At 70.6% G+C, this 15381-nt stretch carries 12 protein-coding genes; 2 read left to right on the plus strand and 10 right to left on the minus strand.

Annotation, left to right across the window (positions count from 1 at the left end; all coding sequences use genetic code 11):
- Positions 1-37 precede the first annotated feature (37 nt).
- From O6P37_RS06870 to O6P37_RS06910, 9 genes are all read right to left on the minus strand, one after another.
- Positions 38-3037, minus strand: coding sequence for an Rne/Rng family ribonuclease (locus tag O6P37_RS06870; protein WP_408633123.1), 3000 nt, complete (start codon positions 3035-3037; stop codon positions 38-40).
- A gap of 310 nt (positions 3038-3347) precedes the next feature.
- Positions 3348-3758 (minus strand): nucleoside-diphosphate kinase, encoded by a 411-nt coding sequence (ndk, locus tag O6P37_RS06875; RefSeq protein WP_269893357.1) that lies wholly within the window; start codon positions 3756-3758, stop codon positions 3348-3350.
- 18 nt (positions 3759-3776) lie between these two features.
- Positions 3777-4211, minus strand: coding sequence for a DUF4233 domain-containing protein (locus tag O6P37_RS06880; protein WP_269893358.1), 435 nt, complete (start codon positions 4209-4211; stop codon positions 3777-3779).
- Complete coding sequence (gene folC, locus O6P37_RS06885) at positions 4208-5617, minus strand: bifunctional tetrahydrofolate synthase/dihydrofolate synthase (protein WP_269893359.1); 1410 nt, start codon at positions 5615-5617, stop codon at positions 4208-4210. Before folC ends, O6P37_RS06880 begins: the two co-directional genes overlap by 4 nt.
- Positions 5617-8265 (minus strand): valine--tRNA ligase, encoded by a 2649-nt coding sequence (locus O6P37_RS06890; RefSeq protein ID WP_269893360.1) that lies wholly within the window; start codon positions 8263-8265, stop codon positions 5617-5619. Before O6P37_RS06890 ends, folC begins: the two co-directional genes overlap by 1 nt.
- Before the next feature lie 47 nt (positions 8266-8312).
- On the minus strand, positions 8313-8873 hold the full coding sequence (locus O6P37_RS06895) for a hypothetical protein (protein WP_269893361.1): 561 nt from the start codon (positions 8871-8873) through the stop codon (positions 8313-8315).
- A 101-nt stretch (positions 8874-8974) separates the two neighbouring features.
- Positions 8975-9595 (minus strand): DUF937 domain-containing protein, encoded by a 621-nt coding sequence (locus O6P37_RS06900; protein WP_269893362.1) that lies wholly within the window; start codon positions 9593-9595, stop codon positions 8975-8977.
- An 84-nt stretch (positions 9596-9679) separates the two neighbouring features.
- The gene (locus O6P37_RS06905; RefSeq protein WP_269893363.1) at positions 9680-10936 is read right to left on the minus strand and encodes a saccharopine dehydrogenase family protein; all 1257 of its coding nucleotides are present in this window, start codon (positions 10934-10936) and stop codon (positions 9680-9682) included.
- A gap of 10 nt (positions 10937-10946) precedes the next feature.
- The gene (locus tag O6P37_RS06910; protein ID WP_269893364.1) at positions 10947-12944 is read right to left on the minus strand and encodes a S9 family peptidase; all 1998 of its coding nucleotides are present in this window, start codon (positions 12942-12944) and stop codon (positions 10947-10949) included.
- Positions 12945-12976: 32 nt separating this feature from the next.
- On the opposite strand from O6P37_RS06910, the gene O6P37_RS06915 reads away from it, so the two are divergent.
- On the plus strand, positions 12977-14137 hold the full coding sequence (locus O6P37_RS06915; RefSeq protein WP_269893365.1) for an FAD-dependent oxidoreductase: 1161 nt from the start codon (positions 12977-12979) through the stop codon (positions 14135-14137).
- Complete coding sequence (locus tag O6P37_RS06920; RefSeq protein WP_269893366.1) at positions 14134-14763, plus strand: VOC family protein; 630 nt, start codon at positions 14134-14136, stop codon at positions 14761-14763. Before O6P37_RS06915 ends, O6P37_RS06920 begins: the two co-directional genes overlap by 4 nt.
- Here O6P37_RS06920 and O6P37_RS06925 read toward each other — a convergent pair.
- Positions 14729-15244 carry a transglycosylase family protein gene (locus tag O6P37_RS06925; protein ID WP_408633124.1) on the minus strand — a complete coding sequence of 172 codons (516 nt, stop codon included), beginning with the start codon at positions 15242-15244 and terminating at the stop codon, positions 14729-14731. The genes O6P37_RS06920 and O6P37_RS06925 overlap by 35 nt on opposite strands.
- Between the last annotated feature and the right edge of the window lie 137 nt (positions 15245-15381).

Here is a 15381-nt window from a genome sequence, read left to right on the forward strand (position 1 = left end):
CAGCGGGTAGAGGGTCAAACCGCCAGCGGTCTCACACTCAGTCGCCTGCCGGCGGGCCCGCCGGCCGGGCCGCGGCACGTCGCCGCGGACGCCGGCTCGAGACGGCGATCACCTCGGGCTCGACGTCTTCCTCGTCGTCGGAGTCCTCGTCGTCGTCGTCCGAGTCGTCGTCATCGTCGTCGTCATCCGAGTCGTCATCGTCATCCGAGTCGTCGTCATCCGAGTCGTCGTCATCCGAGTCGTCGTCATCATCCGAGTCGTCGTCGGAGATGACGACGATGTCGTCGTCGATCTCGTCCTCGTCCTCTTCATCGGCGTCGAGTTCGACCTCGTCCGAGTCCTCGTCATCCGAGTCCTCGTCATCGGAGTCGTCGTCGTCAGAATCCTCGTCGTCGGAGTCTTCGTCGTCCGAGTCTTCGAAGTCCTCGTCGGCCAGTTCCTCGCCGACGGCCTCGTGCAGCTTCTCGTCGTCCCCGCGCTCGCGGCCGGCGGTGGTCTCGTCGTCCTCACCGTCGTCAGAGTCATCGTCCTCGGGCCTGCCGTTCGCCGCCGCCATCGCCTTGAACATCGGGTGCTCGCCGGCCGGGTGGCTCGGCACCTTGGCGACCGGGACCTCTTCGGGCTTGGCGCCCTTCTTGCCACGCTTGCCGCGCCTGCCGCCGCCACCGCCGCCGGCTCCACTGCCGCCGCCACCGCCCGAGTCGGACTTGCGCCCGCCGCCCGACGACGTGGAGTCGACCGGGTCGCCGTGCAGCAGGATCCCGCGTCCGGCGCAGTGCGGGCACGCCGTGGAGAACGCCTCCACCAGCCCGGTGCCCAGCTTCTTCCGGGTCAGCTGAACCAGCCCGAGAGAAGTCACCTCCGACACCTGGTGGCGGGTGCGGTCACGGGCGAGCGCCTCGGTGAGACGCCGCAGCACCAGATCGCGGTTGTTCTCCAGCACCATGTCGATGAAGTCGATGACGATGATGCCGCCGATGTCGCGCAGCCGGAGCTGGCGCACGATCTCCTCGGCGGCCTCCAGGTTGTTCCGGGTGACCGTCTGCTCGAGGTTGCCACCGGATCCGGTGAACTTGCCGGTGTTGACGTCGACCACGGTCATCGCCTCGGTGCGGTCGATCACCAGGGTGCCGCCCGAGGGCAGCCACACCTTGCGGTCCATCGCCTTGGCGAGCTGTTCGTCGATGCGGTGCACGGCGAACACGTCGGGGGCCGACCCGCCGTCCCCGGATCCGGCGGGCTCGTACTTCGTCAGCCGCGGCACCAGGTCGGGGGCGACGGCGTTGACATAACTGTCGATCGTCTTCCAGGCCTCGTCGCCGGACACGATGAGACTGGAGAAGTCCTCGTTGAACAGGTCGCGGATCACCTTGACCAGCACGTCGGGCTCTTCGTAGAGCGCCATCGCGGCGCCGGCCTTCTTCTGGATGACCTCGGCGGACTTCGCCTCGATCTGGTTCCAGCGCTCCTGCAGCCGGTTGACGTCGGAGCGGATGTCCTCTTCCTTGACGCCCTCCGACGCGGTGCGGATGATCACGCCGGCGTCCGACGGCACCACCTCGCGCAGGATCTCTTTGAGCCGCTGACGCTCGGTGTCGGGCAGCTTGCGGCTGATCCCCGTGGACGACGCCCCCGGCACGTACACCAGGTAGCGGCCGGCCAGCGACACCTGCGTGGTCAACCGTGCGCCCTTGTGGCCGACGGGGTCCTTGCTGACCTGAACGACGACGTAGTCGCCGGGCTTGAGGGCCTGCTCGATCTTGCGCTGGGCGCCGCCGAGTCCGGCGGCCTCCCAGTTCACCTCACCGGCGTAGAGCACACCGTTGCGGCCACGGCCGATGTCGACGAACGCCGCCTCCATCGAGGGCAGCACGTTCTGCACGATGCCGAGGTAGATGTTGCCGACCAGCGACGACTGGGCCGCCGACGTGACGAAGTGCTCGACGACGACGCCGTCCTCGAGCACGGCGATCTGGGTGTAGCGCGCGCCTTCGTGAGGAGGTTCGCTGCGGACCTTGTCGCGCACCACCATCACGCGTTCGACGGCCTCGCGGCGCGCGAGGAACTCCGCCTCGGACAGGATCGGCGGCCGGCGACGGCCCGCGTCGCGACCGTCGCGGCGGCGCTGCCGCTTGGCTTCCAGCCGGGTGGACCCGCTGATGCCCTGGATCTCGTCGGGGTCCTTGGCGTTCTTCGCCGACTTCTCCCGCGGAGGCCGTTCGTGCACGACGGTGTTCGGCGGGTCGTCGGGAGAGCCCGACTCACCGTCGTCGCCGGTGCCGGACTTGCGGCGGCGACGCCTGCGCCGGCGGCGGGTGGCGCCTTCGGAGTCCTGGCCGTCGTCGTCGCCGTTGTCGTCGTCGGAGTCGTCCCCGTTGTCCTGATCGGCGGACTCGTCGTTGTTGTCGGGCTGGTCGTCGCCCTCGGAGTCACCGGCGTCGTCGTTCTGCTCGCCGCGGCCGCGGCCACGGCCACGGCGTCCTCGCCTGCGCCTGCGTGCGGCGGGCCGGTCGGCCTGGTCGTCATCGGAGTCCGACGCCGTCTCGGGCTCGTCGTCCTCGTCGTCGTCGTCATCATCGTCGTCCGGCGCCTCGGCCGTGACCGGCTGCGGCGCGACGAACAGCGGAAGGTAGGCGGCGGGGGTGGGAGCCGTCTCCAGCATCAGCCGGGATTCCGGTTCCTCGGCGGCGGCCGGTTCGGCCGGCTCCTCGGTGGCCGGTTCGGAAGGCGCCTCGGCGGGCCGGTCCGACGGCTGCTCGGTCACAGGCGCTTCCGCGGCGTCGTCGCCCTCTGCCGACGCCAGGGCATCGCGCACGCGTTCGGCGTCGCTCTTGTCGATGGTGGAGTGCGCGCTGCGGGTGCGGCCGTCGAACTGCGCCAGCGCGTCGAGCACCCGCTTGCTGGTGGTGCCGAGCACCCTGGCCAGCGAATGGACCCTCAGCCGGTCAGGCAGGCCGTCCTGCGGCTGGGCCGGTGGTGCCGGCTCTGCCGCTGAAGGCTCTTCGGTGTGGGCTGCAAAGTTGTCACTGTCGGCCACGTATTCTCCTCGAGCCCCCGGGCGCGTCGTATCGACGCGGCCACGCGAGGGCTTGCGCTCTTGTGCCCGGCGGTCACTTCTCCGGACTTGTTGTGGTCTCGCTCCGGGCGGCCCCAGGTCAGGACCTACTCGGTGCCTGGCTGAATGACGGCTGGACGGTCTGCGCCACACCGTTCGGGACGGTGGTCGCGCTCGTCGAAGTCTTCATTCGGGTGGGCCGGCCTCGGATGAAGGCCGCTCACCCGAGACCAGTATCCCACACCATCGGCGCCCGACCGACCAAGCGCCGCAAACTCGCGGTTCGGCAGGTCTAGCCGCCCGGGAACCAGAGCTCGATCTCACGCACCGCGGAGTCGGGCGAATCCGAGCCGTGGACCAGGTTGTCCTGGGTGACGAGGGCCAGGTCGCCGCGGATGGTGCCGGGCACGGCCTTCTCCACCGGGTCGGTTCCGCCGGCGATCTGGCGGAAGGCGGCAACGGCGCGCGGTCCCTCGACGACGGCGGCGAGCACCGGTCCGGAGGTGATGAACTCGAGCAGCGACGGGAAGAACGGCTTCCCCTCGTGTTCGGCGTAGTGCTTGCGCGCGAGTTCCTCGCTCACGGTCTTCAGCTCGAGGGCCGCGATGGTCAGCCCCTTGCGCTCGATCCTGCTCAGGATCTCTCCGACCAGGCGACGCTTCACACCGTCGGGCTTGATGAGTACCAGGGTCCGCTCAGTCACGGAATGAGAGCGTACCGGTCACTCCTGAACGTCATCGCCCGAGTCGCGTCCCTGCAGCCCGGCGGCGGGCGGCTGCTGGCCCGGTAACAATCCGTGGTCCTGGCGCCGTTTCACCTCGGCCCGCAGGTACAGGATCAGCAGCCACACCCCGGCGAACAGCACCCCGATGAATCCGATCGCGCCGTGCAGCACCGCACCGGCGATCACCGGGACCTGCAGCCCCAGGTTCGCCCAGATCGCCCACGGCCGTCCCTGCAGCCCCGCCAGCAGCACCATCAGCACCGCGAGGCCGACGAGGTAGCCGATGCTCGGCGGCGTCAGGCCCGGTTCACCGACGGCGACGACCGGCAATGCCAGCAGCACCACGATCGCCTCGAGGATCAGCGTGCCTGCCATCACGCCGCGAAAACTGCGCCACGGGTCGGGACCCTGCGGCACGGGCTGTTCGCTCATTGCGGGTCCCGTCCGAAGAGCGTGCGGGCCGCGCCGGCGGTCACGACCGAACCGGTGATCACCATGCCCGCGCCGGACAGTCCCTCGCCCTCCTGACCGGCCTCCTCGACGAGCGCGGTGGCCGCCTCGATCGCGTCGGGCAGCGTGGCGGCGGTGAGCACCCGGTCGGGGCCGAACCGCTCCTGGGCCAGCAGCTCCAGCGCGTCGACCTCGAGGGCACGCGGAGAACCGTTGTGCGTCACCACGATCTGGTCGAACGCCGGCTCCAGTGCCGCGAGGATGCCGTCGACGTCCTTGTCCGCCATCACCGACACGACGCCGACCAGGAACCGGAAGTCGAACTCGTCGTCCAGCGCCGACGTCAGCGCCGCCGCTCCGGCCGGGTTGTGCGCGGCGTCGATGAACACCGTCGGCGCGTTGCGCATGCGCTCCAGCCGGCCGGGGCTGGACACCGCGGCGAAGCCGGCCCGCACCGCGTCGACATCGAGCTGGCGCGACGCCCCCGCCCCGAAGAACGCCTCCACCGCGGCCAGCGCGAGCACCGCGTTGTGCGCCTGATGTTCGCCGTGCAGCGGGAGGAAGATGTCGGAGTACCGCCCGCCCAGCCCCTGCAGCTCCAGCAGCTGCCCGCCGACGGCCACCTGGCGGCTCAGCACCGCGAACTCGGAATCCTCCCGGGCCACCGCGGCGTCGGCGCGCACCGTCTGCTCCAGCAGCACCTCCATGGCCTCGGGCGCCTGGCGGGCGATCACCGCGACGGTGTCGATGGGCACCAGGTCGTCCTGGTCCTGCCGGACGATGATGCCCGCCTTCTCGGCGGCGATCTCGGCGATGGTTCCGCCGAGGTAGTCGGCATGGTCGAGGCCGATCGGGGTGATGACGGCGACGGGCGCGGTGACGACGTTGGTGGCGTCCCAGCGCCCGCCCATGCCGACCTCCACCACGGCCACCTCGATCGGCGCGTCGGCGAACGCCGCGAACGCCATCGCGGTGAGCACCTCGAACTTGCTCATCTTGGGGCCGCCGGCGGCCTCGGACTGCTGGTCGACGAGCTCGACGAACGGTTCGATCTCGCGGTACGTCTCGACGTACTGCGCCGGTGTGATCGGTGCGCCGTCGATCGAGATGCGCTCCACCGCCGACTGCAGGTGCGGGCTGGTGGTGCGTCCGGTCCGGCGGTGCAGGGCCGTGAGCAGGGCGTCGACCATGCGGGCCACCGAGGTCTTGCCGTTGGTGCCTGCGATGTGGATCGACGGGTATCCCCGCTGTGGCGAACCGAGCAGTTCGAGCAGCGCGCTGATGCGCGTCGTGCTCGGCTCGAGCTTGGTCTCCGGCCAGCGCTGGTCGAGCAGGTGCTCGACCTGCAGCAGGGCGGCGATCTCGTCGGGGGTCGGCTCGACCGTCATCACAGGGCAGCCAGACGGCCCGAGATCCGCTCGACCTCTTCGCGGGCCAGCTGCTGACGGGACCGGATCTTCTCGATCACGGCTTCGGGCGCCTTCGACAGGAAGGCGTCATTACCGAGCTTGCCCGTGGTCTGCGTCAGCTCCTTCTCGGCGGCAGCCAGGTCCTTCTGCAACCGCTTGCGTTCGGCTTCGACGTCGACGGTGCCGGAGGTGTCGACCTCGACGACGACCGTGCCGCCGGAGAGCCGCACCTCGACGGCGGCCGAGGCGGTGAACCCCGCTTCGGCGTCGGTGAGCCAGGCCAGCGACCGCACCGCGGGCACCTGTGCGTCGAGACCGGCCGTGGAGACGCCGGACAGCCGGGCGGGAACCCGCTGGCGGTCGCCGAGCCCCTGGTCGCTGCGGAACCGGCGCACCTCGGTGATGAGCCTCTGCATGTCGGCGACGCGTTGCGCGGCAACCGCATCGGGGGCGAATGCCGAGGGCTTCGGCCAGTCCGCGATCACCAGCGACTCACCGTCGGTGAGCGCCTTCCACAGGACCTCGGTGACGAACGGCATCACGGGGTGCAGGAGTTTGAGCAGGGTGTCGAGCACCGCGGCGAGCACCGCTGTCGTGTGTGAAACACCCTCGCCGAGTTGCACTTTCGCGAGTTCCACGTACCAGTCGCAGAATTCGTCCCAGGCGAAGTGGTACAGCGACTCACACGCTTTGCTGAACTCGTAGCTGTCCAGCGTTGAATCCACCTCTGCCCGAACCTCTTCGAGTCGGCCGAGGATCCAGCGGTCGGCGTCGGTCAGCGCGGCGGCATCGGGCAGCGGGGCCGGGGCGGCCCCGTTCATCAGCGCGAACCGGGTGGCGTTGAACAGCTTGGTGGCGAAGTTGCGCGACGCCCGGGCATGGTCCTCACCGATGGACAGGTCGCCGCCGGGGCTGGCGCCGCGGGCCAGGGTGAATCGCAGCGCGTCGGCGCCGAACATCTCCACCCAGTCCAGGGGGTCGATGCCGTTGCCGCGCGACTTGCTCATCTTGCGGCCGTGCTCGTCGCGGATCAGGCCGTGCAGGAACACGTTCTCGAAAGGCACCTGCGCACGCCGCTGCCCGTCGAGGGTGATCGCCGGATCGTCGGCGACGAAGGTGCCGAACATCATCATCCGGGCCACCCAGAAGAACAGGATGTCGTAGCCGGTGACCAGCACGGTGGTCGGATAGAACGTCTCGAGTTCGGCGGTGCGCTCCGGCCACCCGAGGGTGGAGAACGGCCACAGCGCCGAGGAGAACCAGGTGTCGAGGACGTCGGGGTCCTGTTCCCAGCCCTGCGGCGGGGTCTCGTCGGGGCCCACGCACACCGTCTGGCTGTCGGGGCCGTGCCAGATGGGGATCCGGTGGCCCCACCACAGCTGCCGGGAGATGGTCCAGTCGTGCATGTTGTCGACCCAGGCGAACCACCGGGGCTCCAGGCTGGGCGGGTGGATCACGGTGTCGCCGTTGCGTACGGCGTCACCGGCGGCCTTGGCCAGCGATTCCACCTTCACCCACCACTGCAGGCTCAACCGCGGTTCGATCGGTTCGCCACTGCGCTCGGAGTGTCCGACGCTGTGCAGGTACGGCCGCTTCTCGGCGATGACGCGGCCCTGCGCGGCGAGCACCTCGCGCACCCGCACCCGCGCCTCGAAGCGATCCATGCCGTCGAATTCTGTTCCGGTGTCGGCGATCCGGCCGGTGGTGTCCATGATCGTCGGCATCGGCAGCTGGTGGCGCAGTCCGATCTCGAAGTCGTTCGGATCGTGCGCGGGGGTGATCTTCACGGCGCCGGTGCCGAATTCGGGGTCGACGTGCTCGTCCGCGACGACGATCAGCTCGCGGTCGACGAACGGGTGCGGCAGGGTCCGGCCCACCAGATGGCGGTACCTGTCGTCGTCGGGGTGCACGGCGATCGCGGTGTCGCCGAGCATCGTCTCCATCCGGGTTGTGGCCACCACGATGTGGGGTTCGTCGTCGTTCATGGAGCCGTAGCGGAACGACACCAGCTCGCCCTCGACGTCCTCGTACTTCACCTCGAGGTCGCTGATCGCGGTCTGCAGCACCGGTGACCAGTTCACCAGCCGCTCGGCCTGGTAGATCAGTCCGGCGTCGTAGAGCCGTTTGAAGATGGTGCGCACCGCCCGTGACAGGCCGTCGTCCATGGTGAACCGGTCGCGACTCCAGTCCACCCCGTCGCCGAGGCGGCGCATCTGGCCGCCGATCGTGCCGCCCGATTCGCGCTTCCAGTCCCAGACCTTGTCGATGAACAGTTCCCGGCCGAAGTCCTCTTTCGTCTTGCCGTCGACGGCCAGTTGCTTCTCGACCACGGTCTGGGTGGCGATACCGGCGTGGTCCATGCCGGGCAGCCACAGCACCTCGTAGCCCTGCATCCGCTTGCGGCGGGTCAGAGCGTCCATCAACGTGTGGTCCAGGGCGTGGCCCATGTGCAGGCTGCCGGTCACGTTCGGCGGCGGCAGCACGATGGAGTACGGCGGCTTGCCACTGGACGGGTCGGCCCGGAAGTAGCCGGCTTCCACCCATCCCCGGTACAGCTCGTCCTCTACCGCGGCCGGGTCCCACTGTTTGGGCAGGGCGTCGGCTCGGGCGTCAGGGGTGGCGGTCACCGGTCAATTCTAGGGATCGACGTGCACGGAGGCCCCACGGGTCCTGGTCAGTCCCAGGCGCGGCTGAACTTGTACCACGGGCCTGTGAACGGCGTCTCAATGCTGTTCAACTCACCCTGGTGCTCGGGCCCGGACGGCCCGTCCGGCAGATACGCCAGTCCGTTGGTGCCGAGGAACCCACCCGGGATGGTGAAGTACACGTCACGGCCGTACGTGCTGATCTGACTGATGCGGTACGTCCCGATCCGGCCGACGAACCGCGCGGGATCCGCGCCACGCTCGATCGAGGTGACGGCGTGCTCGAAGCCGGGTCGCGCCTGGGCGAAGCGCAGTCGCGCAGGCGCGTCGACACCGATGAGGACCGCGGTGGCACCGAAGATCAACGGCACGACGAGGGTTCGGACGAAGAAGCGCCTGGCGGTGATCGCACTGGCGACGGTCCGGAAGAGCCAGCAGGCGACCACGACCGAACTGGCGCCGAGGGCCAGCAACGCGGTGCCGAACGCCGTCCCCAGTGAACTGTTCGCCCAGCAGAAGGCGGCGGCGCACAGCAGTGCGGCGCCGGCGAGCAGCCACCCGGGCGGCCGGCGCAGGAAGCGGTTGATCACCGACTGCTGCGCGGCCTGCGGTGCATACGGCGGTGCGCCGTACGGGTTCGGCCCGTACTGACCCGGCGCCGGGGTCCAGTTCGGGGGCGGCGGTGGTGCGCCTATTTCTTGCCGCCCAGCATGCCGCCGAGGATCTCGCCGATCACGTTGCCCTGGTTGCCGCCGCCCTGGTTGCCGCCGAGCACGCTGCCCAGGATGCTGCCCAGCGGGTTGTTTCCGCCGCCGCCACCGGAGCCGCCGAGGATGCTGCCCAGCACGTCGCCGAGCCCTCCGCCCGAGGACTGCTGCTGCGGCGCCTCGGCGGGGGCGGACTGCTTCTGGGAGAGCTGCTTGCCGATGTAGGCGAGCACGATCGGGGCGAGGATGGGTAGGAGTTGCTTGATCAGATCGCTGCCGCCGGCGCCCTTGCCTGCGAGCGCCGAGGCGACCGCGCCGCTGTCGTTGCCGCCGAAGATGTTCGCGACGATCTTGTCGCCGTCCTTCTTGTCGACCTGGTCGACGCTGACACCACCGTCGAGCAGCCCGCTCGCGGCCTGCTGGTGGACCGCGGACTCGAGCTCACTGGAGTCGATGCTGTCCGCCTGCACGTTCTCCTGGACGCCACCCACGAGTGCGGGCACCAGTGTGCGGATGGCGTTGTCCACCTCACCCTGATCGGCGCCGAGTTGCCTGGCGATGTCCTGAACCGGGATCTGTGCGAAGAGTTCGTCGAGGCCTGCCATGTTTCCCACCTTCGTCGCTGAAGCGCCAATGGTGGTCACCCTAGTTGACCTGATCTTGTCCGACGGCTGTTCGGCCGGGCCGGCTCAGCCCAGCCGCGACGTCTCCAGCGAGACCTCGGCCACCGGGAACCTGGCCAGCAGGGCGTCGCCCATCGCCGCCGCCGGGGTGAGCACTCCCCGCAGGTCGGACAGCTTGTCACGGTCGAACGCCAGCGCCAGCCCGCACTCGCCGAGCAGCACCGACGTCGCCTTGTAGCCGGGATCGCCCTGCTGGGACATCCGGCTCACGTAGCGGGCGCCGCTGGTGGTCGTGGTGTAAGTCTCCACCGTGTAGTGGCCCTGCTCGCGGGCCTTCTCGCTCGGCCCGGTGCCCGCCTTGGGCAGGACGCGCTCCACGGCCTTGCGGGGCAGCTTGTCGAAGAAGCGCGTGCCCAGCGCGAACACCGCGCCGTTGACGCCCGCGCCCAGCGCCGCGGCGGCGGGAGCGGCGACCGACCGGCCCACGCTCATCACCTCGCCGTACTCGAACCGGCGGCCATAGGGGTACTCCAGTAAGGCGTTGCTGCGCCGCACGATCCGGGTGTTGGCCGCCGCCATCACGAACGCCGTGGTCCAGTACCCGGCCAGCTCGGGGGCGATCTCGGCGCCGCGCCGCCACCGCAGGTCGGGTTGGCCGCCGAGTTCCGGTTCGGCGGCGCGGTCCGGAGTCAGGGTGTACGGGTCGTTCATCTGCCGCCGGGCATCGGGGTCGGAGGCCGCCGTGCGCATCACCTCGGTCATCGATGCGAGCGTCCCCCCGGACACTCCGCCGGCGAACGAGCGGACCACCAGCGTGGTGTCGCCGAGGTCGCCCGCACCGTCCTCGACGGCCTTGCGGTACAACGCGTACACCGTGAGATCGGATGGCACGGAATCGAATCCGCAGGAATGCACGATGCGCGCACCGGTGTCGGCGGCCTGCTTGTGGTAGTGGTCGATGCTGTCGCGGATGAACATCGTCTCACCGGTCAGGTCGGCGTAGTCGGTGCCCGCCGCGGCACAGGCGGCGACCAGGGGCAGGCCGTAACGGGTGTACGGGCCGACCGTGGTGATCACCACGCGGGTCTGCGCGGCCATCGCGTCGAGGGTCGACGGCTGCGAGGCGTCCGCGCTGATCAGCGGCCAGTCCGCGGCGTTCGGGCCGAGCGAGTCGCGGACCGCGAGCAGCTTGTCCTGCGATCGCCCGGCCAGCGCGATGCGCGCGTCCCCGCCGGCCCGGGCCAGGTACTCGGCGGTGAGCCGGCCGGCGAAGCCGGTGGCCCCGTACAGGACGATGTCGTATTGACGCTGTTCCTGGCTCATGTGCCCGACGCTACCCGAGCAGTTCCGGCCGCTCGACGTGCCGGCCGAGCACGTGCTGGTCCAGGAATGCCAGCACCACCTGGTACCAGAGTTTGGCGTGGGCGGGGTGGAGCACCCAGTGATTCTCCGTGGGGAAGTACAGGAACCGGTGCGCGGTGTCGCCGTGCTCGTCGGCAGGCAGTGCGGATTCGGTGAGCAGTTCGTACCACAGCCGCAACGCCTCCCCGATCGGCACGCGGTAGTCCTTGTCGCCGTGAATGACCAGCATCGGCGTCCCGATGGCGGCGACGTGGTGGTGCGGGGAGTTGGCGGCGGCCATCTCGGGGGTCATCTCCCGCGCCCACCAGTAGGCGCCGTCGGTGGTGGGGCCGAACTGGTCGAGCGCCCACAGGCTGGCGTGGGTCACCACGGCGGCGAACCGGTCGGTGTGGCCGGCGATCCAGTTCGCCATGTAGCCGCCGAAGGATCCGCCCATGGCTGCGGTCCTGGTGCCGTCGACGCGCGGGTGGGCGCATGCCGCGTCGGTGGCCGCCATCAGGTCGGTATAGGGGGCGGATCCCCATGCCCCCCAGCCCCGTTGGACGAAGTCCTGGCCGTAACCGGTGGACAGCGCGGGATCCGGCAGCAACACCGCATAGCCCTGCGCGGCGAGCAGCCACGGATTCCACCGCCAGTGCCAGGTGTTCCAACTGCCGAGCGGGCCGCCGTGCACCCACAGCACCAGCGGCGCCGGCGCCGCGTCGGGCGTCGTGTCGGGCAACGTCAGCCAGGACCGGACGGTTGCGCCGTCGGCGGCGGTGGCCGTCACCTCGGTCAGTGTGCCGGGCAACGGGGGCGTGTCGACGGCGGCGAGGACGGTGATGGTGCCGTCGGCGGAGATGCGCACCGGATGCGGCGGCGCGGCATAGGAACTGCGCAGCGCGTAGATCACTCCGCCGGGCGCAGTGCGCACATCGGTGTAGGTGTGGTCGTCGCCGGTGACGCGCTCCACGGCACCGGTCGCCGGATCGACGCGGAACACCGGCCCGCGTCCGGCGTCGTCGGCCGTGATGATCAGCGCCGCGGAGTCCGCGGTCCAGGTCACCGAGGAGGGCCACCGGTCCCAATCGGCGGTCAGCTCGACGAACTGTGTGTCGTCGAATCTCAGCAGACACAGTGTGATTCGTGGCGCCTGCGTCGGCGTGGAGTACGTCTCGCGGGTGAACGCCACCGCGGAGCCGTCCGGCGCGATGGCGGGCAGGTCCAGGTCCGCACCGGCGTCCTCGGCGAGCGGCGTGCGCTCCCCCGTCGCGACGTCGACGCGCACCAGCGTGCGGCGCACGGATGCGCCGGGTCCGCGCACGTCCCACGTGGTCACGACGAACCGGCCGTCGGCGCTCACGTCGAAGGTGCAGTCATTGAGCCCCGCATCGGGTTCGGGTGTCAGATCGCGCGGGCCGGCGGCGTCGAGCAGGTGGGGGTGATCCGGTCCCAGGTCGTGGTCCCAGTGACGGACCGGGTACCCGGTGTGGAGCACGGCGGTCACCTTGTTGTCCTTGCGGAGCGCCCGCAGTCTCGCATCGTCGCCGATGTCGGTGGCCGCGGTCAGCAGCGGCACGGTGACGATCGTGGTGTCGGCTCCCCTGGCGGTGCGGACCCCGGCCACCCCGCCTGCCGGCGCGAGCACTTCGACCGCCTCTCCGCCGGCCGCGGGCAACCGCCACAGACGCGCGGGCGGGCTGTCGTCGCCGGGCGCCGGGCGCGCCGCCACGAACAGCAGATCGCCGCCTGCGGTGAACGCCGGTGCCGACTCCCCCTTGGCCCCGTGGGTCAGCCGTCTCGCCGGCTGCTCGCCGGCCGGATCCAGTTCCCAAATCGCAGAGACGAATTCGGTGCGGCTCTTGTCGAGTTCGGCGATGGTGGTCACCACCCGGCGCCCGTCCGGGGACACCGCGAGGCCGGACACCCGCGGCAGCGCGAGGTACTCGTCGAGGTCGGCGAAGGGCGTCGTGTCGGCGGCGGCAGTCATGTCCCGTTGGTAGCACACGCTACGTTCGACCGATGGCGCAGCGGATACTGATCGTCGGCGCCGGCATCGCCGGCCTGGCCACCGCGGTGGCCCTGCAACAGCGCGGACACGACGTCGCGATCGCCGAGGCGAAGACCGACACCGCCACCGGGGCCGGCATCAGCATCTGGCCCAACGCGCTGGCGGCGCTCGACGAGATCGGCCTCGGGGACGCGGTGCGCGAAGCGGGCGGGCGTGTCACCGCGGGCGCGATGCGCTGGGAAGACGGGTCGTGGCTTCGCCGCCCCGCCGCCGAGCGCATGGTGCGGGCGCTGGGCGAGCCCCTTGTCGTGATCCGGCGCAATGCGCTCACCGAGATCCTGGCCGGGGCGCTGCGCCCGGGCACCGTCGAGACCGGACTGTCGGCCGACGAACTGGTCCTCACCGCCACCGGCGTCCGGGTCGTCCTGTCAGATGCGACGGCGCGCGACGTGGACGCCGTCGTCGGCGCCGACGGCGTCGGGTCGATGGTGGCGCGCCACCTGAACGGGCAGCTGAATCACCGCTACACCGGCTACACGGCGTGGCGGGCTATCGCCGCCTACCCTCTCGATCCCGATCTCGCGGGCGAGACGATGGGTGCGGGGCGTGAGGTCGGCCACGTGCCGCTGGGCCCCGACCACACCTATTGGTTCGCCACCGAGCGGGCAGCCGAGGGCGGCACGGCGCCGGGAGGCGAACTCAACCACCTCAGGCAACGGTTCGCCTCGTGGGCGGAGCCGACCCCCGCGCTGTTGGCCGCGACGGCCGAGGGTGACGTGCTGCGCAACGACCTCTACGACCGCGACTTCGCGCGCCAGTGGTCACGCGGCCCGGTGGTGCTGGTCGGTGACGCCGCTCATCCGATGCGGCCGCACCTTGGCCAGGGCGGCTGCCAGGGCCTCGAGGATGCGGTGGTTCTCGCCGCAATGGTGCACCGGTGCGCCGACCTGCCGACGGCGTTCGCCGAGTACGCGCGGTTCCGGCGGCCGCGGACGCGGGCACTGGTGCGCGAAGCCGCGATGATCGGCCGGGTGATCAACCTGCGTCCCGCGCTGCTCAGCGCCGCGGCCAGCCGGGCCTCGGTGCTCGTGCCGGAAGCGGTGCTGGCCCGCCACCTGGCGTCGGTGGCGGCCCGCTCGGCGTTCGCGATGCCCGACGATCCGCCGCGGTGAGCGTCGCCCTCGGCCCACTCGCGGTCGACGCAGCAGACCCAGCGGCGCTGCGCGAGTTCTGGGCCGGCGTGCTCGGCGTCCGACAGCAGCAGCGGTTGCTGCACTTCGACCCGCAGCAGCAAGGGCCGAAAGCGGTGAAGAACCGCGTGCACCTCGATGTCTACGTCGACGATCCGGACCGTCTGATCGCACTCGGCGCCCGGCTGCTCGCCGCTCATCTGCCCGGCTGGGTCACGCTCGCCGACATCGAGGGCAATGAGTTCTGCGCCTTCCCGGTGCCGGCGCTGCCCGCCGACGCGCCTGCGGAGGCGTTCGCGGTGTGTACCGACAGCGACCGGCCCGAAGCACTGGCGGCGTGGTGGGCGCCGCTGGTGGGTGCTCGTGTCGATGACGGGCCGGACGGCACGCCGCGCTGGCTGCGGGGCTGTGCGGGCTGGGAGGGTCTGATCTGGAAGTTCGTCCGGGTGGACGACGAGCGAGTCGGGCCGAACCGCTGGCGGCCGACGGTCGTGCGGGGCGCCGGCCACCTGCTCGCCGCCGGCGCGGTCGAGGACGGGCCGGATCAGCTGGTCGACCCGCAGGGCAACGAGATCAGCGTGGCACGCTCAGCGACGTCAGCGGGCTGAGCACCGACGAACACAGCCGGCGCAGGTCGAAGAGGCCGAACACGCTTCCGGTGCGGATCGCGTCGCAGCCGCCCGCGGCGGGCGCGGGGGCAGGGCCGCGGACAGTCCAGATCGCCGGCGCACCGCCACGGGGACCGCACTTGGGCCAGGCGCCGATGCCCTGCTTGGCGAGCACCCGTTCGGCCACCCGGATCTGCTCGGACCGCGGGGCGGTCGCCGGGTTACCCATGCCACCATGTGCTGACCAGGTCGACGGCTTGAACTGAAGGCCGCCGTAGTGCCCGTTGCCGGTGTTGGTCGACCAGTTGCCGCCCGACTCGCATTCGGCGATCGCATCCCAGTTCAGCGAGTCGGCATTCGCCGTCGCCGGGGACAGCAGCATGGGCACGGCGATCGCCGCCGCGATCGCGGTGAGCCAGCCGACCCGGACCAGCACTTTCCGCAGTGCGCCGATGATGCCGTTCGTGCAGTTGACGGTCATAGCGGTCCTTCCCCGACCTCGTGACTTATCCGGTGATTCGTGTGACCGGCGTCACGCGTTACAGGAGGGGCCGAAGTTCTCAGCGGGGCGCAACGCAGTAGAGGTGCTGGAGAGAAAGAAGTGGCGGTGCCGGGGCA

It is taken from the genome of Mycobacterium hippophais (assembly GCF_027529605.1).
Taxonomy (GTDB): Bacteria; Actinomycetota; Actinomycetes; order Mycobacteriales; family Mycobacteriaceae; genus Mycobacterium; species Mycobacterium arseniciresistens.

Excerpts from the sequence above, each read along its gene's own strand:
- folC (WP_269893359.1), bottom strand. The coding sequence starts at position 5,617 with ATGACGGTCGAGCCGACCCCCGACGAGATCGCCGCCCTGCTGCAGGTC.
- O6P37_RS06925 (WP_408633124.1), bottom strand. The coding sequence starts at position 15,244 with ATGACCGTCAACTGCACGAACGGCATCATCGGCGCACTGCGGAAAGTG.
- O6P37_RS06905 (WP_269893363.1), bottom strand. The coding sequence starts at position 10,936 with ATGAGCCAGGAACAGCGTCAATACGACATCGTCCTGTACGGGGCCACC.
- O6P37_RS06900 (WP_269893362.1), bottom strand. The coding sequence starts at position 9,595 with ATGGCAGGCCTCGACGAACTCTTCGCACAGATCCCGGTTCAGGACATC.
- O6P37_RS06915 (WP_269893365.1), top strand. The coding sequence starts at position 12,977 with ATGGCGCAGCGGATACTGATCGTCGGCGCCGGCATCGCCGGCCTGGCC.
- O6P37_RS06910 (WP_269893364.1), bottom strand. The coding sequence starts at position 12,944 with ATGACTGCCGCCGCCGACACGACGCCCTTCGCCGACCTCGACGAGTAC.
- O6P37_RS06880 (WP_269893358.1), bottom strand. The coding sequence starts at position 4,211 with ATGAGCGAACAGCCCGTGCCGCAGGGTCCCGACCCGTGGCGCAGTTTT.